At 67.0% G+C, this 24,796-nt stretch carries 25 protein-coding genes and 1 pseudogene; 11 read left to right on the forward strand and 15 right to left on the reverse strand.

Annotated elements, in window-relative coordinates; translation table 11 throughout:
- The first annotated feature begins 24 nt into the window (after nt 1-24).
- Entirely contained in the window at nt 25-1,497 is a 1,473-nt protein-coding gene (locus tag NFW30_RS12070; protein WP_295351798.1) for a cobyric acid synthase, read from the forward strand.
- Here NFW30_RS12070 and NFW30_RS12075 read toward each other — a convergent pair.
- Together NFW30_RS12075 and cobU are read right to left on the reverse strand one after the other, a co-directional pair.
- The gene (locus NFW30_RS12075; RefSeq protein WP_295351796.1) at nt 1,494-1,958 is read right to left on the reverse strand and encodes a universal stress protein; all 465 of its coding nucleotides are present in this window, start codon (nt 1,956-1,958) and stop codon (nt 1,494-1,496) included. The genes NFW30_RS12070 and NFW30_RS12075 overlap by 4 nt on opposite strands.
- Nucleotides 1,959-2,032: 74 nt before the next feature.
- On the reverse strand, nt 2,033-2,578 hold the full coding sequence (gene cobU / locus NFW30_RS12080; RefSeq protein ID WP_295351793.1) for a bifunctional adenosylcobinamide kinase/adenosylcobinamide-phosphate guanylyltransferase: 546 nt from the start codon (nt 2,576-2,578) through the stop codon (nt 2,033-2,035).
- A 68-nt stretch (nt 2,579-2,646) separates the two neighbouring features.
- Here cobU and cobT point away from each other — a divergent pair, with 68 nt between their 5' ends.
- Nucleotides 2,647-3,681: a nicotinate-nucleotide--dimethylbenzimidazole phosphoribosyltransferase gene (cobT, locus tag NFW30_RS12085; RefSeq protein WP_295351790.1), complete on the forward strand. Its 1,035-nt coding sequence runs from the start codon at nt 2,647-2,649 to the stop codon at nt 3,679-3,681.
- A 67-nt stretch (nt 3,682-3,748) separates the two neighbouring features.
- Here cobT and NFW30_RS12090 read toward each other — a convergent pair whose 3' ends face one another.
- Entirely contained in the window at nt 3,749-4,996 is a 1,248-nt protein-coding gene (locus tag NFW30_RS12090) for a nucleoside transporter C-terminal domain-containing protein (protein WP_295351787.1), read from the reverse strand.
- A 132-nt stretch (nt 4,997-5,128) separates the two neighbouring features.
- Entirely contained in the window at nt 5,129-5,407 is a 279-nt protein-coding gene (locus NFW30_RS12095) for a hypothetical protein (protein ID WP_295372167.1), read from the reverse strand.
- A 565-nt stretch (nt 5,408-5,972) separates the two neighbouring features.
- Here NFW30_RS12095 and NFW30_RS12100 point away from each other — a divergent pair.
- The gene (locus NFW30_RS12100) at nt 5,973-6,308 is read left to right on the forward strand and encodes a hypothetical protein (RefSeq protein ID WP_295351782.1); all 336 of its coding nucleotides are present in this window, start codon (nt 5,973-5,975) and stop codon (nt 6,306-6,308) included.
- 167 nt (nt 6,309-6,475) lie between these two features.
- The gene (locus tag NFW30_RS12105) at nt 6,476-6,823 is read left to right on the forward strand and encodes a hypothetical protein (protein WP_034933564.1); all 348 of its coding nucleotides are present in this window, start codon (nt 6,476-6,478) and stop codon (nt 6,821-6,823) included.
- Between the two features lie 256 nt (nt 6,824-7,079).
- Here the strand turns inward: NFW30_RS12105 and NFW30_RS12110 are convergent, their stop codons facing one another.
- From NFW30_RS12110 to NFW30_RS12125, 4 genes are all read right to left on the reverse strand, one after another.
- The gene (locus tag NFW30_RS12110) at nt 7,080-7,847 is read right to left on the reverse strand and encodes an MBL fold metallo-hydrolase (RefSeq protein WP_295351841.1); all 768 of its coding nucleotides are present in this window, start codon (nt 7,845-7,847) and stop codon (nt 7,080-7,082) included.
- On the reverse strand, nt 7,847-8,989 hold the full coding sequence (gene bamC / locus NFW30_RS12115) for an outer membrane protein assembly factor BamC (protein ID WP_295351777.1): 1,143 nt from the start codon (nt 8,987-8,989) through the stop codon (nt 7,847-7,849). Before bamC ends, NFW30_RS12110 begins: the two co-directional genes overlap by 1 nt.
- Nucleotides 8,990-9,006: 17 nt before the next feature.
- The gene (gene dapA / locus NFW30_RS12120) at nt 9,007-9,885 is read right to left on the reverse strand and encodes a 4-hydroxy-tetrahydrodipicolinate synthase (RefSeq protein ID WP_295351774.1); all 879 of its coding nucleotides are present in this window, start codon (nt 9,883-9,885) and stop codon (nt 9,007-9,009) included.
- Between the two features lie 147 nt (nt 9,886-10,032).
- Entirely contained in the window at nt 10,033-10,959 is a 927-nt protein-coding gene (locus tag NFW30_RS12125) for a histone deacetylase family protein (RefSeq protein ID WP_295351771.1), read from the reverse strand.
- Between the two features lie 111 nt (nt 10,960-11,070).
- Between NFW30_RS12125 and NFW30_RS12130 the strand changes: the two genes are divergently transcribed.
- Genes NFW30_RS12130 through mltB form a run of 4 tightly spaced genes read left to right on the forward strand, consistent with a single transcriptional unit; the run spans nt 11,071 to nt 15,962 of the window.
- Nucleotides 11,071-11,997 carry an AAA family ATPase gene (locus tag NFW30_RS12130; RefSeq protein ID WP_295351769.1) on the forward strand — a complete coding sequence of 309 codons (927 nt, stop codon included), beginning with the start codon at nt 11,071-11,073 and terminating at the stop codon, nt 11,995-11,997.
- Nucleotides 11,997-12,971 (forward strand): DUF58 domain-containing protein, encoded by a 975-nt coding sequence (locus tag NFW30_RS12135; protein WP_295351766.1) that lies wholly within the window; start codon nt 11,997-11,999, stop codon nt 12,969-12,971. The genes NFW30_RS12130 and NFW30_RS12135 overlap by 1 nt, the downstream gene beginning before the upstream one ends.
- Nucleotides 12,961-14,928 carry a DUF3488 and transglutaminase-like domain-containing protein gene (locus tag NFW30_RS12140; RefSeq protein WP_295351763.1) on the forward strand — a complete coding sequence of 656 codons (1,968 nt, stop codon included), beginning with the start codon at nt 12,961-12,963 and terminating at the stop codon, nt 14,926-14,928. The genes NFW30_RS12135 and NFW30_RS12140 overlap by 11 nt, the downstream gene beginning before the upstream one ends.
- Complete coding sequence (gene mltB / locus NFW30_RS12145) at nt 14,925-15,962, forward strand: lytic murein transglycosylase B (RefSeq protein ID WP_295351760.1); 1,038 nt, start codon at nt 14,925-14,927, stop codon at nt 15,960-15,962. Before NFW30_RS12140 ends, mltB begins: the two co-directional genes overlap by 4 nt.
- 120 nt (nt 15,963-16,082) lie before the next feature.
- Here the strand turns inward: mltB and recQ are convergent, their stop codons facing one another.
- From recQ to NFW30_RS12170, 5 genes are all read right to left on the reverse strand, one after another.
- The gene (gene recQ, locus NFW30_RS12150; RefSeq protein WP_295351838.1) at nt 16,083-17,912 is read right to left on the reverse strand and encodes a DNA helicase RecQ; all 1,830 of its coding nucleotides are present in this window, start codon (nt 17,910-17,912) and stop codon (nt 16,083-16,085) included.
- A 109-nt stretch (nt 17,913-18,021) separates the two neighbouring features.
- A complete protein-coding gene (locus NFW30_RS12155) occupies nt 18,022-18,759 on the reverse strand; it encodes a UDP-2,3-diacylglucosamine diphosphatase (protein WP_295351758.1) in 738 nt (245 codons plus the stop codon).
- Nucleotides 18,760-18,793: 34 nt separating this feature from the next.
- Entirely contained in the window at nt 18,794-19,285 is a 492-nt protein-coding gene (locus NFW30_RS12160; protein ID WP_295351756.1) for a peptidylprolyl isomerase, read from the reverse strand.
- The gene (locus NFW30_RS12165) at nt 19,282-19,851 is read right to left on the reverse strand and encodes a peptidylprolyl isomerase (protein WP_295351755.1); all 570 of its coding nucleotides are present in this window, start codon (nt 19,849-19,851) and stop codon (nt 19,282-19,284) included. The genes NFW30_RS12160 and NFW30_RS12165 overlap by 4 nt, the downstream gene beginning before the upstream one ends.
- A gap of 140 nt (nt 19,852-19,991) precedes the next feature.
- Nucleotides 19,992-20,966, reverse strand: coding sequence for a tetratricopeptide repeat protein (locus NFW30_RS12170; RefSeq protein ID WP_295372170.1), 975 nt, complete (start codon nt 20,964-20,966; stop codon nt 19,992-19,994).
- A 115-nt stretch (nt 20,967-21,081) separates the two neighbouring features.
- Between NFW30_RS12170 and cysS the strand changes: the two genes are divergently transcribed.
- Nucleotides 21,082-22,458 carry a cysteine--tRNA ligase gene (gene cysS, locus NFW30_RS12175; RefSeq protein ID WP_295351751.1) on the forward strand — a complete coding sequence of 459 codons (1,377 nt, stop codon included), beginning with the start codon at nt 21,082-21,084 and terminating at the stop codon, nt 22,456-22,458.
- A gap of 30 nt (nt 22,459-22,488) precedes the next feature.
- On the opposite strand, the gene NFW30_RS12180 is transcribed toward cysS, so the two are convergent.
- Nucleotides 22,489-22,827 carry a hypothetical protein gene (locus NFW30_RS12180; protein WP_295351749.1) on the reverse strand — a complete coding sequence of 113 codons (339 nt, stop codon included), beginning with the start codon at nt 22,825-22,827 and terminating at the stop codon, nt 22,489-22,491.
- Between NFW30_RS12180 and NFW30_RS12185 the strand changes: the two genes are divergently transcribed.
- Nucleotides 22,819-23,001 carry a hypothetical protein gene (locus tag NFW30_RS12185; protein ID WP_295351747.1) on the forward strand — a complete coding sequence of 61 codons (183 nt, stop codon included), beginning with the start codon at nt 22,819-22,821 and terminating at the stop codon, nt 22,999-23,001. The genes NFW30_RS12180 and NFW30_RS12185 overlap by 9 nt on opposite strands.
- Nucleotides 22,959-23,426, forward strand: a pseudogene (locus NFW30_RS12190) (FMN-binding negative transcriptional regulator); the annotation flags it as partial. The gene NFW30_RS12185 and the pseudogene NFW30_RS12190, both read left to right, overlap by 43 nt.
- On the opposite strand, the gene NFW30_RS12195 reads toward NFW30_RS12190, so the two are convergent.
- Nucleotides 23,395-24,537: an ABC transporter substrate-binding protein gene (locus NFW30_RS12195; protein WP_295351745.1), complete on the reverse strand. Its 1,143-nt coding sequence runs from the start codon at nt 24,535-24,537 to the stop codon at nt 23,395-23,397. The pseudogene NFW30_RS12190 and the gene NFW30_RS12195 sit on opposite strands and share 32 nt — an antisense overlap.
- Nucleotides 24,538-24,796 lie beyond the last annotated feature (259 nt).

Consider the following 24,796-nt stretch of genomic DNA (forward strand, 5'->3'; position numbering starts at 1 on the left):
GGCCACCCGATCCGAGCCTGCAACATGAACGAACAGCGAACCCCCTGCCTGATGGTCCAGGGATGCACCTCCGACGCCGGCAAGAGCGTTCTGGTCACCGCCCTCTGCCGCATCCTGCACCGCCGCGGCGTGCGCGTCGCGCCCTTCAAACCGCAGAACATGGCGCTCAACTCGGCGGTGACCGTCGATGGCGGCGAGATCGGCCGCGCGCAGGCCCTGCAGGCGCTGGCTGCCGGCCTGCCGGCACAGACCGACTTCAACCCGGTGCTGCTCAAGCCGGCCACCGACAGGCGGGCGCAGGTGATCATCCACGGCAAGGCGATCAGCGACCTCGACGCACGCGACTATCACGCCTACAAGCCGCTGGCGATGCAGGCGGTTCTCGCTTCCTGGCAACGCCTCTGCGAACAGTACGATTGTCTGCTCGTCGAGGGAGCCGGCAGCCCGGCGGAAATCAACCTGCGCGCTCGCGACATCGCCAACATGGGCTTCGCCGAGGCGGTAGACTGTCCGGTGATCCTGATCGCCGACATCGACCGCGGTGGCGTCTTCGCCCACCTCTGCGGCACGCTCGACCTGCTCGCCGCATCCGAGCAGGAGCGGGTCAAGGGCTTCGTCATCAATCGCTTTCGTGGCGACATCGGCCTCCTCGAAAGCGGCCTGCGCTGGCTCGAACGACGCACAGGCAAACCGGTGCTTGGCGTTCTCCCGTATCTGCACGGCCTCTATCTCGACGCCGAGGACGCCGTGCCGCGGCAGAGGGAACGCAAGACGGCGCCCCCGCTGCGGGTGATCGCGCCGGCCTATCCGCGCATCTCGAACCACAACGATCTCGACCCGCTGCGCTTTCACCCGGAGGTCGATTTCCGCTTCGTCGGCGCCAACGAGCGGCCGCCGCCCTGCGAGCTGATCGTCCTGCCGGGATCGAAGGCGGTGCAGTCGGACCTCGCCTGGCTGCGCGCCCAGGGCTGGGAAGAGGCGCTGCGCCGGCACCTGCGCTACGGTGGCAAGCTCATCGGCATCTGCGGCGGCCTGCAGATGCTCGGCTGCCAGCTGCACGACCCGCTCGGACTGGAGGGACCCAGCGGCAGTACGCCGGGATTCGGCTGGCTGAACTACGAAACGACACTGGCCAGCGAGAAGCGGCTCGAGAATGTCAGCGGCAATCTCGTGCTGCCGGGCTCAGGCTCACCACCGCTCACCGGCTATCGCATCCACATGGGCGTCACCAGCGGTGAAGCCCTGGCGCTGCCGGCGGCGATACTCGGCGGCCAGCCTGACGGCGCGATTTCGCAAGACGACCAGGTGCTCGCCACCTATTGCCACGGCCTCTTCGAATCGCCGCCAGCCCTGGCTGCGCTGCTCGCCTGGGCCGGCCATCGACCGGCACAGGAGTTCGACGCGCGGCAGCGGCGGGAGGACGACATCGAGCGGCTCGCCGATGCCGTCGAGCAGAACGTCGATCTGCAGCGGCTGGCCGAGTGGCTGCCGCTCTAGGCTTCCTGCTCCTCGCCGCGCACCAGCAGCAAGGACGTGGATCCCTTGCGCACCAGGCGCTCGGCGACACTGCCGACGAAGAAACGTTCGATCCCCCGCCGCCCGTGCGTGCCGACAACCAGCAGATCGGCCTGCCATTCGCCCGCCGCTTCGATCAGCATGTCGGAAACGTGCTTCTCTTCCGACTCGACGATCCTGATCTCGGCGTCGATGCCGGCGGCACGCGCTTCCTGCTGCAGGCCGGCGAGGAAGCCCTGGGCACCGAGCCGCATGCGCGCCTCCGTCTTGCCGACGCTGTTCGGCAGCATCATCGCCACCTCGCGCTGCGCCAGCAGGGTCTCGTCGATCGCGTGGCAGATCGTCAGCCGTGCGTCGCTGACCCGCGCCAGTGCGATCGCTGCCCGCATCACCTGGCCGGTCATGAAACTCTGGTCCACGCCCACCATGATCTTCTTGTACATAGTCCCGCTTCCTCGTTCGACACGGTTGTCTGACACGCGAAACAATAACACCGATGGATCGCGAACAGCAGATCCTACTTGAGCGTCAACGTCAGCCCCGCGGCAACCAGCGTCACCCGCTCGCAGACCGCCGCCACGCGCTGGTTCAGGCGGCCCTGCTCGTCGGCAAACAGTCGCGACACCGGCACCATCGGCACCAAGCCGCAGCCGACCTCGTTCGACACCAGGATGACCCGCCCGGGCAACTCCGGCAGCAGGTCGACGAGCGCCTGTGTCGCTCCGGCAAGACACGGACAACGGATGGCCTCGCCGGCTTCGGCCTGGCTCGCGGCGTCACCGGCGAACAGCAGGTTCGACAACCACAGCGTCAGGCAGTCGACCAGCAGGCAGACACCCGGCGCCGCGTGCCGCCGCAGCGCCGCAGCCAGATCGAGCGGCTCGACGACCAGCCCCCACTCCGGGCTGCGTCGAGCCTTGTGTTGCTCGATGCGGCGCGACATCTCGGCGTCGAGCGCCAGCGCCGTCGCGACATAGACCACCTGCAATCCGCACTCGCCGGCCCGACGCTCGGCCAGCAGACTCTTGCCCGAACGGGCACCGCCAATGATCAGTTCTCGCATGGCAGCGAGCTTATCACGAGCGCGGGACGAGTATAATCCGGCGCTTCGCTGCCGCCACTCGTCGTCCCATGAAGTTCACCATCGAAGCGATCGCTCCCCTTCCCGGCCTGCAGGCGCGAATCGACAGCAAGACCAAGCCGCCGGGATCGCTGGGCGAACTCGAGCGCCTCGCACTGCAGATCGGCATGATCCAGCGGTCACTGACGCCAAGCCTCGGCCAACCACACCTGCTGGTCTTCGCCGGCGACCACGGGGCGGCCCCTGCCGGCATCTCCGCCTACCCGCAGGAAGTGACCTGGCAGATGGTCGAGAATTTCCTCGCCGGCGGAGCCGCGATCAGCGTCTTCGCGCGCCACAACGGTCTGCGACTGCAGGTCGTGGACGCCGGCGTGGCGCACGACTTCGGCCCCCGCAGCGGACTGATCGACGCCAAGATCGCCAGTGGCACGCGCAACTATCTGGAGCAGGCCGCGATGAGTCCTGAGCAACGGGATCAGGCACTGGCCCACGGCGCTGCGATCGTCGACGGCCTCGCGGGCGAGGGCTGCCGGGTGCTCGGTTTCGGTGAGATGGGAATCGGCAACACGGCCTCGGCCTCGCTGCTCACACATCAACTCACCGGCACGCCACTCACCGACTGCGTCGGCCGCGGCACTGGTCTCGACGACGCCGGCCTGGCTCGCAAACGGGCGCTGCTGGCACAGGCGGCGAAGCGCGCCAACCTGCCACCGGATGCCGATGCGCTCGACGTTCTGGCGGAGTTCGGCGGTTTCGAGATCGCCATGATGACTGGCGCCATGCTTGCTGCGGCAGCCCAGCGGATGTTGCTGCTGATCGACGGCTTCATCGTCACCGCCGCCCTGCTCGTCGCCGCCCGCCACGCACCCGCCGTTCGCGATTACTGCGTCTTCTGCCACCGCTCTGCCGAAGCGGGTCATCAGGCGCAGCTGCGCAGCCTCGCCGCCGAGCCGCTGCTCGACCTCGGCCTGCGCCTCGGCGAGGGAACCGGCGCTGCGCTGGCGTGGCCCCTGGTCCGCGCAGCTGCCGCCTTTGTCAATGAGATGGCGAGTTTTGCCAGCGCCGGTGTCAGCGAACAGATCTAGAGTTGACGCAGAATCCACCGCCGCCACGGGCGGGATCGTACGCGTCGAACCGGCGGGAAGCGGCCGCTCACAGCAGCATGGCGACGACGCTGCCACAGGATAGCGTCGCCAGCGTACCCGACAGCAGGGTCCAGGGAGCAAGCTCGACGATCTCGGCGCGTCGCTCGGGCACCATCGACGACATGCCACCGAGCAGAATCCCGAGACTGCCGAGATTGGCGAAGCCACACAGGGCATAGGTCATGATGATCCGGCTGCGGGCCGACAAGGCGTCGGGCGGCAGACGGGCCAGATCGAGATAGGCGAGCAACTCGTTGAGCACCGTCTTCGTCCCCAGCAGTTCGCCGGCGACCGCCGACTCTGACCAGGGAACGCCGGCCATCCAGGCCAGTGGCGCCATCAACCAGCCAATCACGCGTTGCAGCGAGATGGCTCCGCCAGCGACCATCGGCAACGTGCCGAGCAACTGGTTGGCCAGACTGACCAGCGCCACCAGGACGATCAGCATCGCGGCAATGTTGATCAGCAAGCTTACACCTTCACCGGTCCCGCGGGTGATCGCCTCCATGCTCGAGCGGTCGGTCGGCGGCAGGGCGAGATGACGTCCGCTGGGAGCCCCGGCAGGCGGCACGAGGATGACTGCGAAGACGATCGCGGCCGGCGCGCTGATGAACGATGCGGCCAGGATGTGACCGAGCGCGTCCGGGACGGCAGGTCCGAGGATGCCGGCGTAGAGCGCCATCACCGTACCGGCGACGCCAGCCATGCCGCTGCTCATGATGATGAACAGCTCGCCGCGGCTGACCACTGCCAGGTAGGGCCGGATCAACAGCGGCGCCTCGATCATGCCGACGAAGACGTTCGCCGCACTGGACATGCCGACCGCGCCGCCGACACCGAGGGTCTTCTCGAGCACGAGCGAAAAGCCGCGGACCAGCAGCGGCAGGACGCGCCAGTGATAGAGCAGCGCCGACAGGGCGCTCATCACCAGAACCACCGGCAGAGCCTGGAAGGCGAGCACGAAACTGTTCCCCGAAGTCGCCTCGTCGTACGGTAACGGCGCCCCGCCGAGGAAGCCGAAGACCAGCGCGGTGCCCGCGCGCGTCGCCGCCGCGACCGCCAGGAGTGCATCATTGCAGCCCGCAAAGAAGGTCCGCGCCGCCGGCAGGCGGAAGATCAGCAGCGCAAGAAACCCCTGCAACAGAATGCCGCCGCACACGGTGCGCCACGGAACCGCTGACCGCCGCGCCGAAATCACCCAAGCCAGGGCAAGCAGCAGCAGGTAACCGAGGATGGCCTGCAGCAGCGGATTCAAGGCCGCCCCCCGATCGGGTCCTGCGACCAGCGGCTGCGGACGCCGGGACGGCGCGAGCCCGGACTCGGTCGGCCGCTGCCGCCGGTGACCGACGACCGGCTCCACGACCGGGAGTCGGCAAGCGCTGCAGCCCTAGCGGCTCGCCGGCGGCGGTATGGCCAATACTCCTGCGGGCGCAAACTCGGGACGAACCTGGCTGGCATTGCGATACGCCGGCTGGATCTGGTCTGCCGGCGTCGGCGGCACGTCGCGCTGCGGCCAGCGCGACGGTGAAGGCGGCACGTCGGGAGCAAAGCGAGCACCATAGTTGCGCTGATAGCGATCGAGGAAGCGTCGCATCTGTTCATAGTCCGCACAATTCCAGGGAGCAAGGCAGCGGCCGAAGGCATCGAGGGCACCCGGCGCCGGCATGGGATATCCGTAAGGTGCCAGCCACAGCCCGGAGGGCGCCGGCCCGAGGCCAGCCACCCACTCGCCACCAACAACGACGGATGTTGCCGCCGCGTCAGCCATCAGACCAAGCACCACGACAGCAAGCAAGGGATGGGGTCGCATCGCTCCGAGTGTAGCACCTGTGGTGATGGGCCAGGGCAATGACAACCGCCCCCCACGTTGCCGTGCCGTGGCGGCGTGCCGGTTGCGGCCCGACTGCCATCCACGACACGATCAACCACCTGCCGCGTCCCTCGCCGGCAGCCGAAGCGGCCATTCCTCCTGCGACACCCGTATCATGAGAGCCATGACCGTTTCCACTCATCCCCGACCTTTCCCCCACACGGGCAAATGGAAACTGGTCCATCGCGGACGCGAAGCTGGCGGCATGGGCATGGCCAACGGCCAACCGGCGAGTTTCGGCGCGCCATGAAAAAACGCACATCGCATTCCGCCACCTGATGTAGAGTTTTTTCGGCCACCACCGGCAACAGACCGCAGCCTGCGTCCCCGCTGTCGAACCGACTGGAGCCCTGACGTCGCCATGAAATGTCCCAAGTGCCACTCGGCGGACCTCCACCGATCGCGTCGTCGCGGCTTGAAGGAAGGCTGGAGCCTGCGCCGCAAGCAGCTGGCCCCCTATCGCTGCTCGGCCTGCGGCAACCGCTTCGTCGCAGCCGAGACACGGGCAGCCGGAGGGCAACGCCCGCTGTCGATTGCCGACTATCTGGGCCTGAACGACAGGGCACGGCAGCAGTGCAGTGGGCCCCTGATCATCGCCGGGCTGACCTCGCTGTTCATCCTGTTGACCATCATGCTTTTCCTGGCCCTGGCTTTGGGCTGGATCGATCCGCCGTCACTGCAGCGGCGGGCACTCTGAGAGCGGCAGAAGACTGTTGCCAGCTCCTGCTTTCTCGTGCTTTCTCGCCAGTCAGGGTTCCAGGGGGCGATAAGGTGCTAGAATCGCGAGTTGATCGACGCTTGCCGGTCAACCTTCAAGCTTCTGGCTCGTTTTATCCGTTTTCCAACGTCCATAAGGAACCCCCGATGAAGAACTCCCTCCTCGTTGCTGCGCTGCTCGCTCTGGCCGTTACCGCTTGTGGCAAGAAAGAAGAAGCCAAGCCGGCTGCCGCTCCCGCCGCTGCCCCGGCAGCCGCTGCTCCGGCTGCCGCTCCGGCTGCCGCTCCGGCTGCCGCTCCGGCTGCTGCTCCTGCCGCCGACGCGGCGAAGCCGGCCGACGCCGCCGCCAAGCCAGCCGACGCCGCAGCGACGGCAGGTGCCGCTGCCGGTGCTGCCGCTGCCGATGCCGCCAAGGCTGCCGGTGCCGCCGCTGGTGCTGCTGCCGATGCCGCCAAGGCTGCCGGTGCCGCAGCTGCCGACGCCGCCAAGAAGTAAGCTCGGGATCGCGACAGGAAGAAGCCGGCACAAGCCGGCTTTTTCTTTGCCCTCTCGTGTGCGCCAGCATTCGCCCCGCCAGGAGCGCAGTGCCGTCGCCGCGTCACCGGCCTCGGATGCGCGAGCCGGCTGACGCAGGATTCCGGTCCTCGGCCTGCAGCGGTTGTCGACGAGCCGGACGCCTGACCCGCCCGCCGCACGGCCCACTCGCATCGGACACCGCAGTCGGCCTGATGGCTGCCACTCGCACGAGATCTCAGCCGAGTTGGCGCCAGCCAAACCCGCCCTCCTGGTCGGCAACACCGATCCACTCCTCGCCACAGTCGAGCGCCAGCGCCAGCGCCCGCGCCGCCAGACGTGGCCGGTTGTTCTCCTGGCTCAGGTGGGCAGCAACGACATGCTGCAGTCGGCGCGTGTCGACCTGCCGCAACAGCTCCGCCGCCTGCCCATTCTCGAGGTGGCCGAAGGGCCCACCGATGCGTCGCCTGAGCGGCGCCGGATAGCGCGATGCGGCGAGCAATCCCTGATCATGGTTGCACTCCAGGACGAGTCCGTCGCAAAGGCGCAGGACGTCGACGATGTGCGACGTGATCGAACCGCTGTCGGTGAGTACGCCAAGACGGCAATCGCCATCGCTGAAGACGTACTGCACCGGCTCGCGGGCGTCGTGCGGCACCGGAAAGGGACGCAGTTCGATGTCGTCGATGGCGAACACCGCATGCCCGTCGATCAGGCGGCAATCGGTCAGGACGCTCCTGCCTCGAGCCGCCATCTTGTACGTGCCGTGGGTCAGATAGACGGCCAACCGATGGCGACGCGCAAACGCGAAGACGCCGCCGACGTGGTCGGCATGTTCGTGCGTCACCAGGATCGCCGCCAGGCCGCCGGGGTCGATGCCGAGGCGAGCCAGCCGCAGAGTCGCCTCGCGGATCGAGAAGCCGCAGTCGAGCAACAGCCGGGTCCCGCTCGCCTCGACAATCAGTGCGTTACCCTGACTGCCGCTGCCCAGCGAGGCAAAACGCATCACTTCAACTGATCGTAGAGCAGATTGAGGATCTTTCTTGCCGTTTCCGACTGGTCGACGGCGCCATCAGCCAGTACCACCTGCACGGTCGAGCGGGAACTTGCCGTCGCCCGCACGAAAATGCGGTACTGGGTCTGTGGCTTGGCAGTCGAACTTCCCTTGAACGGATTGAGCTTCGCCAGGAAGCCCTCCTCCTTCTTCTCGTTGTCGCTCTCCGGATCGACGTAGCGGACGAAGTACAGGCCACGACTTCGATCGCGATCCTCCACCGTGAAGGCAACGCGGTCGAGAGCCAGCCCCACCCGTCGCCAGGCGCGATCGAAGGATTCCTCGACTTCGAGTGCGCCCGAGCCATCGGCACCGCGCGTCAGCCTCGCCCGCTCAAAGGGCTTCTCCTGCGCCGCCTTGAGCGCTGCGCTCGCACGTTTCTCTTCACTGCCCAGATGAATCATCAGGCGGCGCAGCATTTCGGCTTCGAGTTCGGGATCCGCCGGGCGGGGTTGCCACTTCGTCTGATCCTTGCCTTCCGAGACGAAGATCTCGTACATGCCACGGTGACTGATGAAGATGTCGGTCGTCCCCGGCGTGCTGCCGGCTTCCATGCGGGTACGGAACTTGTCGCGCTCGGCCGTCGAGTAGACCGAATCGATCACCTTGCCAAGGACATTGCGGATGAAATCCTGCGGGATTTTCGCGCGGTTTTCTGCCCAGTCCGTCTCCATCACGCCAGCATCGGGCAGATCGAGCTTGATCAGGAAGCCGGTCTCCTGCCAGAACTCCTTGACCGTCCCCCAAAGTTTGTCCGGAGTCCCGGATGCGACCAGCCAGCGCTGCGTTCCCGAACGTTCGATGCGCGCCTGGTCGACCTCGGGCAAGACCTCGCCCTTCTGTTGCGCCCTCGCCTGTGGTGAACGCTCGGCTGCGTACTGCGAGTAGGTCGCGCTCCCCTTGCCGGCGGCATCAGGAACCGCATAGCGATCATCACGCGTCGGCGAGGTGAGGTCCGGCGGGATCTCGAGCGGCGGCACGTTGCTCGACCCGGCGGTCTTGTATTCGATCCGCTTCGGCTCGAGAAGCGAACTGCTGCAGCCGGCGAGCAACAGCAGCAAGACGATCTGCAGGCGCTTGGCGACTGGTCTCATCGGCTGACGCATGCTGCCTAGACGAGCACGCCGGCCTGCGACAGCGCGGCCAAGACACGGGCGTGATTTTCCGGCGACAGCGGCGTCAGGGGCAGACGCAAGCCGTCACCGATGAGACCCAGTTTCTGGCACGCCCACTTGACCGGAATCGGGTTCGCCTCGCAGAACAGTTGCCGGTGCAGACCGATCAGCGGCGCGTTCAGCGCCCGCGCCTCGGCCACGTTGCCGGCCACCGCCGCGCGGCACATCTCGTGCATCAGCCGCGGCGCGACGTTGGCAACGACCGAGATGTCTCCCTGCGCACCCATCAGCATCAGTGCACAGGCGCTGGCATCGTCACCGCTATAGACCGCGAAACCCGAGGGCGAACGGACAATCAGCTCGACGCCGCGGTCCATGTTGCCCGTCGCGTCCTTGATACCGACGATGTTCGGCACTTCGGCCAGACGCAGGGTCGTCTCGTTGCTCAGGTCGGCCACCGTGCGACCCGGTACGTTGTAGAGGATCAGCGGCATATCGACCGCCTCGGCGATCGCGCGAAAGTGGCGATACAGCCCCTCCTGCCCGGGCTTGTTGTAGTAGGGCACGACCGACAGCGCCGCATCGGCCCCCGCTTGGTGGGCGAAGCGGGTCAGCTCGATGGCCTCGGCGGTCGAATTGGCACCCGTGCCGGCAATGACCGGCAGGCGGCCTGCCGCCTGCCCGACGACGACCCGGATCAACTCGCAGTGTTCGGCGAGGTTGACCGTTGGCGACTCGCCCGTCGTGCCGACGACGACGATGGCGTCGGTGTTCTGCTGCACATGGAAATCGACGAGCCGGCGCATCGCGGGCAGATCAAGGCTGCCGTCGGCCTGCATCGGGGTGACAATCGCTACGATCGATCCAGTAATCATGAGTTTGCGTGCGCGCCAGTCAAGACCCCGGGGAGATCCCGCGGGGGGAAATCTGAAGCACGCATTCTAACCGAAGGCACCCGCCTTGGCGACGAAAAACGCGAGCGGCATCGCCGCGAGACGCTGCCGCAGGGCTACCGGGAGGAATCAGAGCTCGGCCAGGATCCGCATGTGCGCGGCAACGCTGCGAGCCAGAGCCGACAGCGAGTAGCCGCCCTCGAGTATCGACACGATCCGACCCTGCGCACATTCGTCGGCGAGATCCTTGAGCTGCCCGGTGACCCAGGCGTAATCCTGCTCGAGCAGCCGCAAACCACCCATCTCGTCCTCGTAGTGGGCGTCGAAACCCGCCGAGATGAACAACATTTCCGGCTTGAACTCGCGCAGTCGCGGCATCCAGAGATCGCTCACCACGCGCCGGAACTCCTCGCCATCGGTGCCGCGCGGCAACGGAATGTTCACCATGTTCGGCGCCGGGGTCTCGGTCCCGCTGTAGGGGTAGAACGGATGCTGGAAGGTGCTGACCATCAGGACCCGTGGGTCACCGCGAAAACAGTCTTCGGTACCGTTGCCGTGGTGCACATCGAAGTCGATCACGGCCACGCGCTCGAGGTTGTGCGCCGCCAGTGCGTGCGCCGCGGCAACCGCGATGTTGTTGAAGAAACAGAAACCCATCGCCGTCGCACGCTCGGCGTGATGACCGGGCGGTCGCACGGCGCAGAACGCATTCTCGGCCTGCCCCGAAAGCACCAGATCGACAGCCAGCACGCCCGCCCCGGCGGCTCGCATCGCCGCCTGCCAGGTGTGGCGGTTCATCGCCGTGTCGGGGTCGAGGTGTACGATCCCGAGGTCCGGCGAGGCGCGTTTCAGCCGCTCGAGATGCGCCGCGGTATGCACCCGTTTGAGCTGCTGGAAAGTGGCCAGTGGCGCATCGTGATAGACGAAATAGGAATCCAGGCCCTGCGCGATCAGGTGGTCACTGATCGCGCTCAGACGCTCGGGCGCTTCAGGATGGTACGAACCCATGTCATGCAGATGGCAATCGCGATGGGTGATGAAAGCCGTGACACTCACTGTAATCCTTCGGTCGCGACAGTGACGCCGCCAGCGGCGCCCTGCCCAGCGATGGAACGGGTTGGGAACTGATGGTTTATTATCATCCCAATTGCTTCCCGACGACAAGCCATGCCAACCGCCAACAACCACTCCCCGGTCAGCCGAATCCTTGCCGCCGCCGACTCGGTGATCCTCGGCAAGGGCAACCAGACCCGCCTCGCGCTGTGCTGCCTGCTGGCCAGGGGCCATCTGCTGATCGAGGATCTGCCCGGTGTCGGCAAGACGACGCTGGCGCACACGCTGGCCCGGCTGCTCGGTCTGCAGTTCGCGCGCATCCAGTTCACCAGCGACATGCTGCCGGCGGACATACTCGGCGTCTCGATCTTCGACCGCGAGCGGAACGGCTTCAGGTTCCTGCCCGGCCCGGTCTTCTCGCAGGTGCTGCTCGCCGACGAGATCAACCGTGCGACACCGAGAACCCAGAGCGCCTTGCTCGAGGCGATGGAAGAGGGGCAGGTGACCACCGAGGGCGAAACGCGACGGCTGCCGGAACCCTTCTTCGTCATTGCCACGCAGAACCCCTCGCACCAGATCGGCACCTTTCCCCTGCCCGAATCGCAGCTTGACCGCTTCCTGCTGCGTCTCGACCTCGGCTACCCGGATCGTGACGCCGAACGCGCACTGCTCGAGAGCGGCGGCAGCCGGGAGCGATTGCCGACCCTTTCCGCCTGCCTCGACGACGGCGAATTCGCACCGCTGCAGCGACAGGCGGCCGCGGTGCACGCTTCACCGGCGCTGCTCGACTACGTCCAGCTGCTGATCGAAGCGAGTCGCCGCGAGCAGCGCTTCGTGCACGGCCTGAGCCCGCGCGCCGCTCTCGCCCTGCTCGCCGCCGCCCGCGCCTGGGCCTTCAGCGACGGCCGCGAGATGGTCCTGCCGGAGGATGTACAGGCCGTGCTGCCGGCAGTGGCCCGCCACCGCCTGCGCCTGGTCAGTGGCAGCCAGGCCGACGGCGAGGACATCGCCGCCCTGATCCGCTCTGTCAAGCTGCCCTGATGCGCCAGCTGAACGTCCTGCAGCAGTGGCTCTTCGGCCGCCGGCACGACCAGCAGTGGCCGCTCATGCTCGGCCAGCGCCGCATCTTCATCGTCCCGAGCGCCGCCGGGATCCTCTTTGCCGTGGTCCTCCTGGTAATGCTGGTCGGCGCCATCAATTACGACCTCAGCCTCGGACACGCCCTGATCTTTCTCCTCGCCGGCCTCGGTCTGGTGGCGATGGTGCACAGCTTTCACAACCTCTTCGGGCTGCGCCTGACGCCCGGACGCGCCGACGCGACATTCGTCGGCGCTCTGGCGCGCTTCCCGCTGCAACTCGACAACCCGCGCCGGCAGCAGCGGCGAGCCCTCGAACTGTCGTTCAGTGCGCAGCCGGTGGTGGCGGTCGATCTGCCGGCAGAAGGGAGTGCGTCGATCACCCTGCCCTGCCTGGCACAGCGCCGCGGCCGACTCGATCCCGGCCGCGTGACGCTCGTCACCCGCTATCCGCTGGGGCTGTTCCGCGCCTGGAGCTACATCCATCCTTCCTGGTCGTGCGTCGTCTACCCGAAACCATTGCGCACACCGCTGCCGCCCGCGTCAGCCGCCACCATCGCCGAGCATCGTCAGGGGGACGGCGGCCAGGAGGATTTCGCCGGTCTTCGTCCACGACAGCTCAGCGACCCCACGCGGCACATTGCCTGGAAAGCGGTGGCCCGCCGCACGGACGAGCAGGCGCTGCTGGTCAAGCAGTTCGCCGGTGGCGCGAGTGACGAACTCTGGCTCGACTGGTCACTGACTCCGGCCGATCGCGACAGCGAGGAACGGCTGTCGATCCTCGCCGGCTGGATCATGCTCGCCGACGAACAACAGGCATGCTACGGACTGCGACTGCCCAACCAGCAGATCGCGCCTGCCACCGGCAGCGCCCACCGGGCGGCCTGTCTGCAGACCCTCGCCCTGTACCAGACGGAGGAGAGGCGCGATGCGGCCTAGTCCGCCGCAAGCCATCGACCAGGCTGCCGTCCCCTGGCTCCTCGCCGTCGCCCTGGCCACCGCCAGTCCGCATGGCGAACACCTGCCGCCCTGGCTGAGCGTGCTGTTCGCCGCCGCGCTGCTCTGGCGACTCTGGCTGTGGTGGCGGAGGCGACCGTTGCCACCGCGATGGCTTCTCGCGCTGCTCGTCCTGGCCGCACTGGCGGGCATCGCCTGGCAGTATCGCAGCCTGCTCGGAAGGGATTCCGGAGTCGCCATGCTGGTCATCTTCATGGCGCTCAAGCCACTCGAGATGAAAACCCGGCGGGATGCCATGGTGGTCGTCATGCTCGGCTTCTTTCTCCTGCTGACGCACTACTTCTATTCACAGAGCATCCCGACCGGCCTCTGGTTGCTGGCCAGCTGCACCCTGCTGACAGCAGCGCTGATCCGCCTGCATGGCGGTTCGCAGCCACCTGCCGCGATCATCCGCCAGGCCGGCCTGCTGCTGCTGCAGGCGCTGCCTTTCATGCTCATCCTCTATCTGCTCTTTCCGCGTGTCTCCGGCCCGCTCTGGGGCCTGCCGCAGGACGCGCACGCTGGGCGCAGCGGCCTTTCCAATGAGATGGCACCGGGGTCGATCAGCAACCTCATTCTGTCCGGAGCGATCGCCTTTCGCAGCCATTTCGCCGGCGGGACACCGGAGAAAGCGGATCTCTACTGGCGTGGCCCGGTGCTCGACGCCTACGACGGTCTGACCTGGCGCGCCAGCACGACAGCGAGCGGCCGACTGCGGATGGCACCGGTCGTCGAAGCCAGGGGAACGCCGTACAGCTACAGCAGCATCATCGAAGCGCACGGTCAGCGTTGGCTGCTCGCGCTCGACGTGGCGACCAGCCTGCCGGCAGGCGCCGTGCAGGCGCCGACGCTGGAGGTCCTGGCGCGCGAGCCGCTGCGCACCCGCGCCCGCTTCGCCTTCACATCATCGGTCGACTACCACGCCAACCGCAGCGAAACGGCCGCCGTCCTGCAGCAGGCACTGTCCCTGCCACCGAACATCAATCCGCGGACGCGGGCACTGGCCGCGAAGTGGAAGTCGCAACCACCGGCACGGATCGCCGATGCGGTTCTCGGCCTGTTCCGCAACGAGGACTTCCATTACACCCTGCGGCCGCCGCTGCTGGGCGCCGATGCCGTCGACGAGTTCCTCTTCGGCACCCGACGTGGCTTCTGCGAGCACTATGCCTCGGCCTTCGTCTTCCTGCTGCGTGCGGCCGGCGTGCCGGCGCGCGTCGTCGCGGGCTACCAGGGCGGCGAGGTGAACCCCGTCGATGGCTACCTCATCGTCCGCCAGTCGGATGCACACGCCTGGGCCGAAGTCTGGCTCGCGGGCGAGGGCTGGGTGCGCTACGACCCGACGGCAGCGGTCGCCCCTTCGCGCATCGAACAGGGAATCGTCGCCGCCCTGCCACAAGGCGAACCACTACCCGCCATCGTCGGCCTCGATGCCGACTGGCTGCGCCAGCTGCGGTATCGCTGGGAGGCTGCAAACAACGCCTGGGATCAGTGGGTCCTCGGTTACAATCCACAGCGGCAGCGCGAAATGCTTTCCCGCTTCGGCATGGCCAACCCGGACTGGCAAGGCATGAGCGCGGTGCTGGCCGTGCTCTGCGGCGTCGCTCTGTTCCTCGTCACCGTTTGGACGCTGCCCCGTCGTCGTCGCGCCGATCCGGCGCAGCGAGCATGGCAGAGGTACTGCAGGGCGCTCGAGCGACGTGGAGTGACGCGGGCCGCCTGGGAGGGGCCGCTCGCTTTCGCTCGTCGGGTCGCCGTCGAACGGCCGCAGCTGGCGGCACTCACCAGCGAAGCGGCACGCTGCTACGCGGCACTGCGCTATGGCCGCGGCGACAGCGAGCAGTTGCTCGTCCTGCAGGAATGTGTGCACCGCCTACCCGCCAGATGGAGAAACCGTCCTTGAAACACCTCGCCAGCAGCCTGCTCCTCGCCCTGTCGCTCAGTCTCGCGGCACTGCCCACAAGCGCCGAGCAGGGAACCGGTTTGAGCCAGAACCCTGACGTGCAGGCATTCATCGCCGGCATGCACGAGCAGCACGGCTTCGACATCGCCCATCTGACGCGCCAGTTCGCCGTCCTGCGACCGAATGCGACGGTCCTCAAGGCGATCCGCCCACCGGCGGTGCCGGAGAAGCAGCGATCATGGGAGCGCTATCGCGAGCGCTTCGTCAATGAGCAGCGATTGGCGGGGGGATTGTCGTTCTGGCAGAAGCATGCCGCGACGCTGCAGCGCGCCGAGGCGATCCATGGCGTGCCGGCCGAGGTGATCGTCGCCATCATTGGCGTCGAAACGATATATGGCCAGCACATGGGCAGCTTCGGCGTCCTCGAGGCACTGGCCTCGCTCGCTTTCTTCTACCCACCGCGCTCCGAATTCTTCCGCGGCGAACTCGAGCAGTTCCTGCTCCTCGCGCGCGAGAACGGCATCAGTCCGCTCAGCGTCAAGGGCTCGTACGCCGGCGCCATCGGCATCCCGCAATTCATGCCCAGCAGCCAGCGCCGCTTTGCCGTCGATTTCGACGGTGATGACCGCATCGACCTGCGCCAGAGCTACCCGGACGCGATCGGCAGCGTTGGCCGCTTCCTGCAGCAGCATGGATGGCAGACGGGCGAGCCGGTCGCGGTACCGGCGACGGTCAATGGCAATCCCGCCGCCCTCCTCGCCCTCGGCATCAAGCCGTCGTTGAGCGTCAGCGAATTCGCCGCGCAGGGGGTTGCCGCGGTGGCCGACGGCGACCGTGCCGCCGCCCTGATCGACCTCGTCACACCCGGTGCCGCAACCGAGTACTGGCTTGGCTTCAACAACTTCTACGTCATCACGCGCTACAACCGCTCGAGCTTCTACGCGATGGCGGTCTTCCAGTTGGCCGAGGAACTGCGGCTGGCGCAAGCGGCGCGCGCGGCGGCAGCCCCGGTCGCCCGTGGCGGCGCGCGTTAGCGGCGGTCGAGCGGCGAGCGTCTTCGCCATCGCGCCGGCAGCGCAACGCTGCCGGAAGCGCCTGCAGAATCGGCTGGCTCGCCAACGGGTGGCCGCCACCACTACGCACGCCGGACACGCTCATTCGCCGCCGGCGACGAGGGCGAGCAACTCGTCGCCGTAGCGCTGCACCTTGGCGAGACCGATCCCGGGTACCGCGAGCAGCTCCTGCGACGACGCCGGCAGCGCTGCTGCGATCTCGAACAGCGTCCGGTCGTGCAGGATCACGTAGGCGGGAACACTCTGCTCGCGGGCCTTGGCGCTGCGCCACTGGCGCAGCCTGTCCACCAGAGGGGAGTCCTGCTGCCGATGCGGCCGCGGTGGATCGGCAGCGCCACCGACGCCACTCCTGCCGCGGGCAGCACGGCTCCCGGAAAGATCGGACCGCCGGCGCAGCATGAGCGCCGCTTCGCCGCGCAGGACAGGGCGGGCGCCGTCGGTCAGCTTGAGCGCTCCGTAGGCCGCGGCATCGGCTTCGAGGACGCCGGCGGCGAGCAGCTGTCGCAAGACGGAACGCCAGCCCATCTCGTCGAGTTCGCTGCCGACACCGAAGGTCGGCAGGCGATCATGACCGAACTGCCGCACCTTGTCGGTGCTCTTGCCGCGCAGAACGTCGATCAGGTGGCCGGCACCGAAGCGCTGGCCGGTACGCAACGCAGCCGAAAGGACCTTTTGCGCCGCAACCGTGCCATCCCACACCTGCGGCGGATCGAGACAGACGTCGCAGTTGCCGCAGGGCAGCGCGTCCTCCCCAAAGTAGTTGAGCAGGATGACGCGGCGGCAGGTCGCCGATTCGCAGTAAGCGAGCATGCTGTCGAGCTTCTGTCTTTCGACCCTCTTCTGCTCGATCGGCGCCGCCGAATCCTCGATCATCTGGCGGTGGATCACGACATCGTTCAGGCCGTAGGTCATCCACGCCTCGGCGGGATCACCGTCACGTCCGGCGCGACCGGTTTCCTGATAATAGGCCTCGAGGCTCTTCGGCAGGTCGAGATGGGCGACGAAACGGACATCCGGCTTGTCGATGCCCATGCCGAAAGCGATCGTCGCCACCATCACGACGCCCTCTTCGCGCAGGAAATTCTGCTGGTGCCGCTGCCGGTCACCGGCGCCGAGACCGGCGTGATACGGCAGGGCACGGATCCCCTGCGCCAGCAGCCAGGATGCCGTCTCGTCGACCTTGCGCCGCGACAGGCAGTAGACGATTCCCGCCTCGCCCCGATGCTGGCCGAGGAAGCTCAGCAACTGCCTGCGTGGATTGTCGCGCTCGACGATCTGGTAGCGAATGTTCGGGCGGTCGAAGCTCGCCACGAACAGGCGTGCCCGCTCGAGATGCAGGCGGGTGATGATTTCCTGCCGGGTCAGCTGATCGGCCGTCGCCGTCAGCGCGATGCGCGGCACCCCCGGGAAGCGCTGATGCAGCTCGCCGAGCTGGATGTACTCCGGGCGAAAGTCATGTCCCCATTGCGACACGCAGTGCGCCTCGTCGATGGCGAACAGGGCGACCCGCTGCCGCGCGACCAGTTCCGCGAGGATGCCGAGGAAGCGCTCGCCGAGCAGCCGCTCGGGAGCGACGTAGACCAGATCGAGTTCACCGGCCGTCAGCTGGCGCTCGGTGTCAACCAGCGCACGGAAGTCGAGCGACGAGTTGATGAAGGCTGCGTTGACGCCAACCTGGCGCAACGCCCCGACCTGGTCCTGCATGAGCGCGATCAGCGGCGAGACGACGACACCGACGCCGCTGCGCAGCAGCGCCGGGATCTGGTAACAGAGCGACTTGCCGCCACCGGTCGGCATCAGTACCAGCGCGTCGCCACCGGCAACGAGCTGGTCGACCACTTCCTCCTGCTGTCCGCGGAAGGACGGATAGCCGAAGACCCGCGACAGAATCTCATGCGCCGCGGCACTCATCGTCCCGCTACCTGCCGCGACCGGTGGCGAGACGGCAGGCATTGCCAGCCGCCAGGGCGCGTGACAGCCATCTGGCGGGAACGCGGCTGAGGCCGCGTCATGCTGCGCGTCAGTTCAGGCACTCGCGAGTCAGGCGCTCGCCATTCCAGCACAGGCATTCGCCACGGTTCGCGTGCCAATCGGCCAACACCCAGCGCTGGACGTGGATGCCATCGACGAGGTGATCGTGTACCGCCGGACGATGCGTGTGGCCGTGGATCAGTCCGACGTAGCCGTGGGCGCGCAGGAAGTCATCGGTCTCGACCGGATTGACATCCATCAGGTACTGCGCCTTGTCTCGCTTGGCCGTCTCGCTCTGCTGCCGCAAAGCCGCGGCGACCGCCTTGCGCTCGCTCAGCGGACGGGCAAGGAAGGCCTGCTGCCAGTCGGGACGGCGAACCAGTGCGCGAAACGACTGGTACTCGCGGTCATCCGAACACAGGGCGTCACCATGCGCCAGGACGAACTCACCGCCGGGCAGCGCCAGCAGCCACGGATCGGGCAACAGGCGGGCGCCGCTGGCAGCGGCAAAACGCTCGCCGAGCAGGAAATCGCGATTGCCGTGCATCACCGCCAGCCCGACTCCGGCGGCGACCAGCTCATGCAGGGCGGCGACAACCTCGACGGCCAGACCGTCGGCGGGGTCGTCCAGGCAGTCGTCGCCCGGCCATGCCTCGAAGAGGTCGCCGAGGATGAACAGGCTCTCCGCCGCCCGCGCCCGCCCGCGCAGGAAGTCGAGAAAAATCCGCGTCACCTCCGGCTCCTGGGGCGCCAGGTGCAGGTCGGATATGAACAGGGTCGGTCGCACGCGTTACCTGCTGCGCTCGTCTACGGACGCGGCATCAGCAGACTTCCGCCCGCTCGATCAACACGTCCTCGACCGGCACGTCCGAATGAAAACCCGAGGTTGCGGTGCGCACGGCCTTGATCCGGTCGACCACCTCGCGCCCCTCGACCACCTTGCCGAAGACGCAGTAGCCCCAGCCCTGCGCATTGGGTGCACGGAAGTTGAGGAAGTCGTTGTTGACGACGTTGATGAAGAACTGCGCCGTCGCCGAGTGCGGCTCCGCGGTGCGTGCCATCGCCACCGTGTAGGCCTCGTTCTTCAGCCCGTTGTCGGCCTCGTTGCGGATCGGCGGCCGGCAGGGCTTCTGCTTCATGCCCGGCGCGAAACCGCCGCCCTGCACCATGAAGCCCGGGATCACGCGGTGGAAGACGGTGTTGTCGTAGTGGCCGGCGGCAACGTAGTCGATGAAGTTCTGCGCCGACAGCGGCGCCTTGTCGGCGTCGACCTCGATGGCGATGACGCCCAGGCTGGTATGGAGCTTGATCATGGTTTGCCTTTCTCGGAGAGGATCCTGACCGACTGGATGGTGACCGGCTCAAGAGGAACGTTCTGATGCATCGCGCGGTTGCCCGTCGCCACGCCGGCGATCCGGTCCACCACTTCGATACCCTGCGTGACGCGGCCAAAGACCGTGTAGCCCCAGCCATCGGGCGACGGATGGTTGAGCGACGCGTTGTCGCGATGATTGATGAAGAACTGCGCACTCGCCGAATGCGGATCGGCGGTACGCGCCATGGCGATCGTCCCGCGGTCGTTCCTGAGCCCGTTCTTCGCCTCATTCTCCACCCGCCGCGGCGCCGGCTTCTGTTCCATCTCGACCGTGAAACCGCCGCCCTGGATCATGAAGCCAGGAATCACGCGGTGAAAGACGGTGCCGTTGTAGAAGCCCTCATTGACGTACTGGAGGAAGTTGCGCACGGTCTTCGGCGCTTTCTCGGAATCGAGTTCGATGACGATGCGCCCCATGCTCGTCTGCATCTCGACGCTGGGCGCCGCCACGGCCACGACCGACAACAGGGCGCCGGCAAGCGCGAGAAGGATCTTTCTCAACATCGGGCTACTCCTTGGCAAGCAATTCCCGGCGGGCGGGCGAAAGGTGGCGGCAGGCAGCGGCCAGCCAACAGCCGTCGCCGCGACGGGCGGCAACGAAATGGCCGGATGCGGTGCCGGATGGCCGGTGCGGCACTCCGCGATCAGCCGACACGTTCCTCCTGGATCAACCAGCGGCCACCGGACCTGACGAGGACCAGCGTCTTGGCCACCGTCGAGGTGAGCGCCGGCGAAGTGAAGGTCTGCCGGAAACGTACGGTGGCCTTGCCATCAGCGAAAGAGACGCGGATGTCGTCGACCTCGACGAGCAGGCGGCCGGGCTTGCGCATCGGCCGCAGGCGCCCCTCCTCCCAAGTCTTGCGCGTCATGCCGCGCGGCGGGCGGAAGTCGGTGGCATAGTGGGCGAAGTACGCCTTCGCGTCCTTGCGCGACCAGGCCCTGGCCCAGCCCTCGATCATCTTCGCCACTTCCTTCTCGTCCGCAGTAACAGCCGCGACGGACGCCCTGTCGGCCACGCCGGCAGCCGGCGAATCCGGGGCCGCAGCCAGCCGCGCAGTGCTCGCGCCGGCATCGCCCAGGCCACCGCTGCCGACCTCGCGCACGCGCGACAGCTTCCGCTGCGCCGCCTTCTTCGCCGGGTCGATCTGCAGCGCCTTCTCATAGGCCTGGCCAGCCAGCCGGGCATGGATGTCATCAAGGTTCTCGTAGGCGGTGGCGTAGGTCGGCTGGATCCGGATCGCCATTTCGAGCGCCGTCCGCGCCTTGTCGTACTGTTTCTGCTGCGCGTAGAGAACGGCCAGGTTGTTGTACGGCTCGGGCAGTTCCGGATAGTCCTCGATCAGCTTGCTGAAGACGGTCATGGCATCGGCGGGACGACCCATCTCGACGAGGATCAGGCCCTTGCTGAAGCGTCCGCGCGCATCCGCCGGATTGCTCGCCAGGTGCTCCTCGATCATTTCGAGCGCCGCCGCCGCCTGGCCCTGCTTGAGCAGCCGCTGGGCATCGGCGAGGTTGTCGGCAAACGCCACGGACGCCGCCCCGCCGAGCACCCAGACGAGGAGCGCGCAGCGGAGGGCTGGCAAGGGGCTGGCAAGCATCGGTGTGGTATACTGGGCCACGCGCGGTCGGAGGGCAGCAGGAACAGGAAAGCGGCCGATTCTAGCAAGAACTCCCGCCAAACCAAAATCCTCCGCCGCTGGCAGCCGCTCACGGCACGTTCCCGCAGACCCGAAGATGCTGAAGATCTACAACTCGCTGACCAGAGACAAGCAGGAATTCGTCCCCATCGTACCCGGCGAGGTACGGATGTACGTTTGCGGCATGACCGTCTATGACTACTGTCATCTCGGTCACGCGCGCGTCCTGGTGGTCTTCGACATCGTCCAGCGCTGGTTGCGGGCGAGCGGACTGAAGGTCTGCTACGTGCGCAACATCACCGACATCGACGACAAGATCATCCGCCGCGCAGCGGAGAACGGCGAGACCATCGGCGAGCTGACCGCGCGCTTCATCCGCTGCATGGATGAGGATGCGGCGGCGCTCGGCGTCGCCAGGCCGGACCATGAACCGCGCGCGACCGACTACGTGCCGCAGATGCTGCGCCTGATCCGGCGGCTCGAGGAGAATGGCCTCGCCTATCGTGCGGCGGCCGGCGACGTCAATTTCTCGGTGCGTCGCTTTCCCGGTTACGGCAAGCTCTCGGGCAAGTCACTCGACGACCTGCGGGCTGGCGAGCGCGTCGACATCGACAGCGCAAAGGAAGACCCGCTCGACTTCGTGCTCTGGAAAAGTGCCCGGGAAGGTGAACCGTCGTGGGCTTCGCCCTGGGGAGACGGCCGTCCGGGCTGGCACATCGAGTGCTCGGCGATGAGTTCGGAGCTGCTCGGAGCGCACTTCGACATTCACGGTGGCGGGCAGGATCTGCAGTTCCCGCATCACGAGAACGAGATCGCCCAGTCCGAGGGTGCGCACGGCTGCCGCTTCGTCAACTACTGGATGCACAACGGCTTCGTCCGTGTCGATGAGGAAAAGATGTCGAAGTCGCTCGGCAACTTCTTCACCATCCGCGAAATACTGCGCCGGTACGACGCCGAAGTGCTGCGCTTCTTCATCCTGCGGGCACACTATCGCAGCCCGCTGAACTACTCCGACGCCCACCTCGACGATGCCCGGCACGCGTTGACCAGGCTCTATACCGCACTGAAGGCGCTACCTGTGGCAGCGGCGGCGGAAGTGGACTGGAGCGAGCCGCACGCAGCGCGTTTCGCGGCGGCAATGAACGACGACTTCAACACGCCGGAAGCCTGCGCCGTGCTCTTCGACCTCGCAGCCGAAGTGAATCGCAGCCAGTCGGCGCCGCTCGCCTGCCAGTTGCGCGCACTGGCCGGACTGCTCGGACTGCTCGGCCGTGAACCGCAGGACTTCCTGCAGGCATCGCCGGCGCGCGATGGCGAGACGACGGCCGAGACGATCGAAGCGCTGATCGCCGAACGGGCTGCCGCCAAGAAGCGTCGCGATTTCACTGAAGCGGATCGCATCCGCTCCGGACTGCTGGCCGCCGGAGTCATCCTCGAGGACAGCGCCAACGGAACGAGCTGGCGTCGCGCCTGAGCCCGGGCCGGTGCGGCAGACGCCCGGCTTTCAGAGATCGACCAGCCGCGCCCGCCGGCTCGAGAGGCCGTCCTGCTCGCCAGCCGCCTCGTCGCTCTCGGTGGCCGCAGCCATCCGGCAGTTGGTCGCCGCCCACTGGCGCAGCGTCTCCATCTGGCGCGCCCGCGAACGCGACAGCGGGATGATTTCCCGCGCCGCGTTCAGCAGATGCGCGGTCTTCAGCGTCCGGTCCTTCTCGTCGTACGCCTCGAAGAGCGCATTGATCACCACCTCTTCGGGGTCGGCGCCGCTGAAGCCGTCGGTCGCGCGCGCCACCGCGGCGATGTCGTAGTCGGTCGGCGACCGCTGCCGGCGGGCCAGGTGGATCATCAGGATCTCGGCGCGATTGCGGGTCGTCGGCAGGTCGACGAAGAAGATCCCGTCGAGCCGGCCTTGCGCAGCAGCTCCGGCGGCAACTGCGAAATGTCGTTCGCCGTCGCCACGACGAACACCGGCTGTGTCTTCTCCTCCAACTCCATACCGAAAAGCGGTGGGAGCTACTGAAGGCATTGTGTGGAGCGGGTCCAGTATCAATTCGCCAGGCTGCGCGTCGCGTTGGCCGAGACGTGAAGGCCGTTCACGGTGATGTAACTGCTTTGCTGAACGCTGGTGTGCTCGCCCGCACAGAGGACGGCCAGATCGTCTTCCCGTTTGAGGCCGTGAAGGTCCAGTTTCTGTTGCAGGCCGCATGGAGCGGGCTCAACGCCAACCACGTTCCGCTGCACTCAGCGCTCGAACGGGGCCCTTTCGGCAGCTTGCGTGGCTACGCCGCCCGCGCCAATCCACTTTTGAAGGACATCAACGGCAACACCGAGGCCCTGGGCATGTTCCATGGTCCTGATTCTGACGTTACCCCGTCCTGGTGTCCCACCAAGGCGGAAACTGGCACGCCGCAAGTCAGCGCAGCACCCGTCCGCCGCTGCCGATGACCGTCAGGTCGACGAAGCGTGAACCAGCGCGCTCGGTCGGCGAAAAGCTGACCCGGTATCCGCCAAGGTCGTGGTTCTGCATGCTCTCGAGCGCGGCCACCAGCTTCTCGCGCGTCGGTTCCTTGCCCGCCTTGCGCAGCGCGTCGACCAGCACTCTGGCCATGGCGTAGGCTTCGATCCCATAGTACGAGGGCTTCGCCTGCTTGCCCAACAGGCGGTGGTACTCGCGCACCATCGGCAGGGTGTCGTTCCAGGGGTAGGGCATGACCTGCGAAATGCCGATGCCGCGCGCCTCGTCACCCAGTTCCTGCACCAGCAGATCGGCGCCCACCGGCGACAGCGTCATGAACTGCGGATTCTGCTTCGCCTTCCTCATCTCGCGCACGAAGGCGGCGCTGGCCTTGTACAGGGTGACCATGATCACCGCCTGCGGGTTGGCCCTGGCAATGGTCTGCACGGCGCCACCGACATCCACCGAGTTGCGCTCGACCGTGGCCACCGCGACGGGCACCTGATTGTGCTTCCTGAGCGCCGCCAGGACACCCTCGAGACCGGACTTGCCGAAGCCGTCGTTCTGGTAGAAGACGGCAATGCTCTTGAACCCGAGCGAGGCGAGCTGGTTCACGATCGCCTCGGTCTCGTCGGCGTAGCTCGCACGGACGTTGAACATGTAGCGGTTGGGCGGGTGGTCGCGCGGCGAGTGACGAAGCGAGTCGGCGCCGGAGATCGTCCCCACCAGCGGCACCCTGGCGATGCCGAAGACATCGTTCATCGCCGCCGTCGTCGGGCTCGAGCCGTAGAACGCGAGAAGCGCGAAGACCTGCTCCTGGGCGATCAGTGCCTTGGTGTTGGCGACCGTGCGCTCGGTCTCGTAGCCATCATCGAGGCTGCGCAGGTCGAGCCGCCGGCCATGCACGCCGCCGGCGTCGTTGATCTGCCGGAAATAGGCGTTGATGACCATCTTCATGTCCAGCCCGTACGGTCCGCTGGGACCGGAAAACGGCGCCGTCATGCCGATCAGGATGCTCTTGTCGGTGACGCCTACCTCGCTCGCTGCAACCGCTCCACCCCAGATCAGGGCTACCCACAACAATGCTCCGGCCAGCTTCATGCCGCCCTCCTCGCGTGACGCCCCGGGCGCCACCCAATGGCGGCGACCCCGACCACCCGCGCAGGATGGCGAAGCTTGCTGACACGGCGCTTACGCGGGTCGACCCGCTTTCTCCGGAACGGCGTCGGCGGTCGCTGCCAGTCGCGACCGTTCCGGCCAGGGAGGCCACGCTGTGGCGTGCCTGCAGGCAGCCCCGCTGTGCCAGACTAGTTGCCGCCTCGATAGGATCTGAGACGAGGGGGCGACAAGGAGAAGACCG

This window comes from Accumulibacter sp., assembly GCF_023806635.1.
GTDB lineage: Bacteria > Pseudomonadota > Gammaproteobacteria > Burkholderiales > Rhodocyclaceae > Accumulibacter.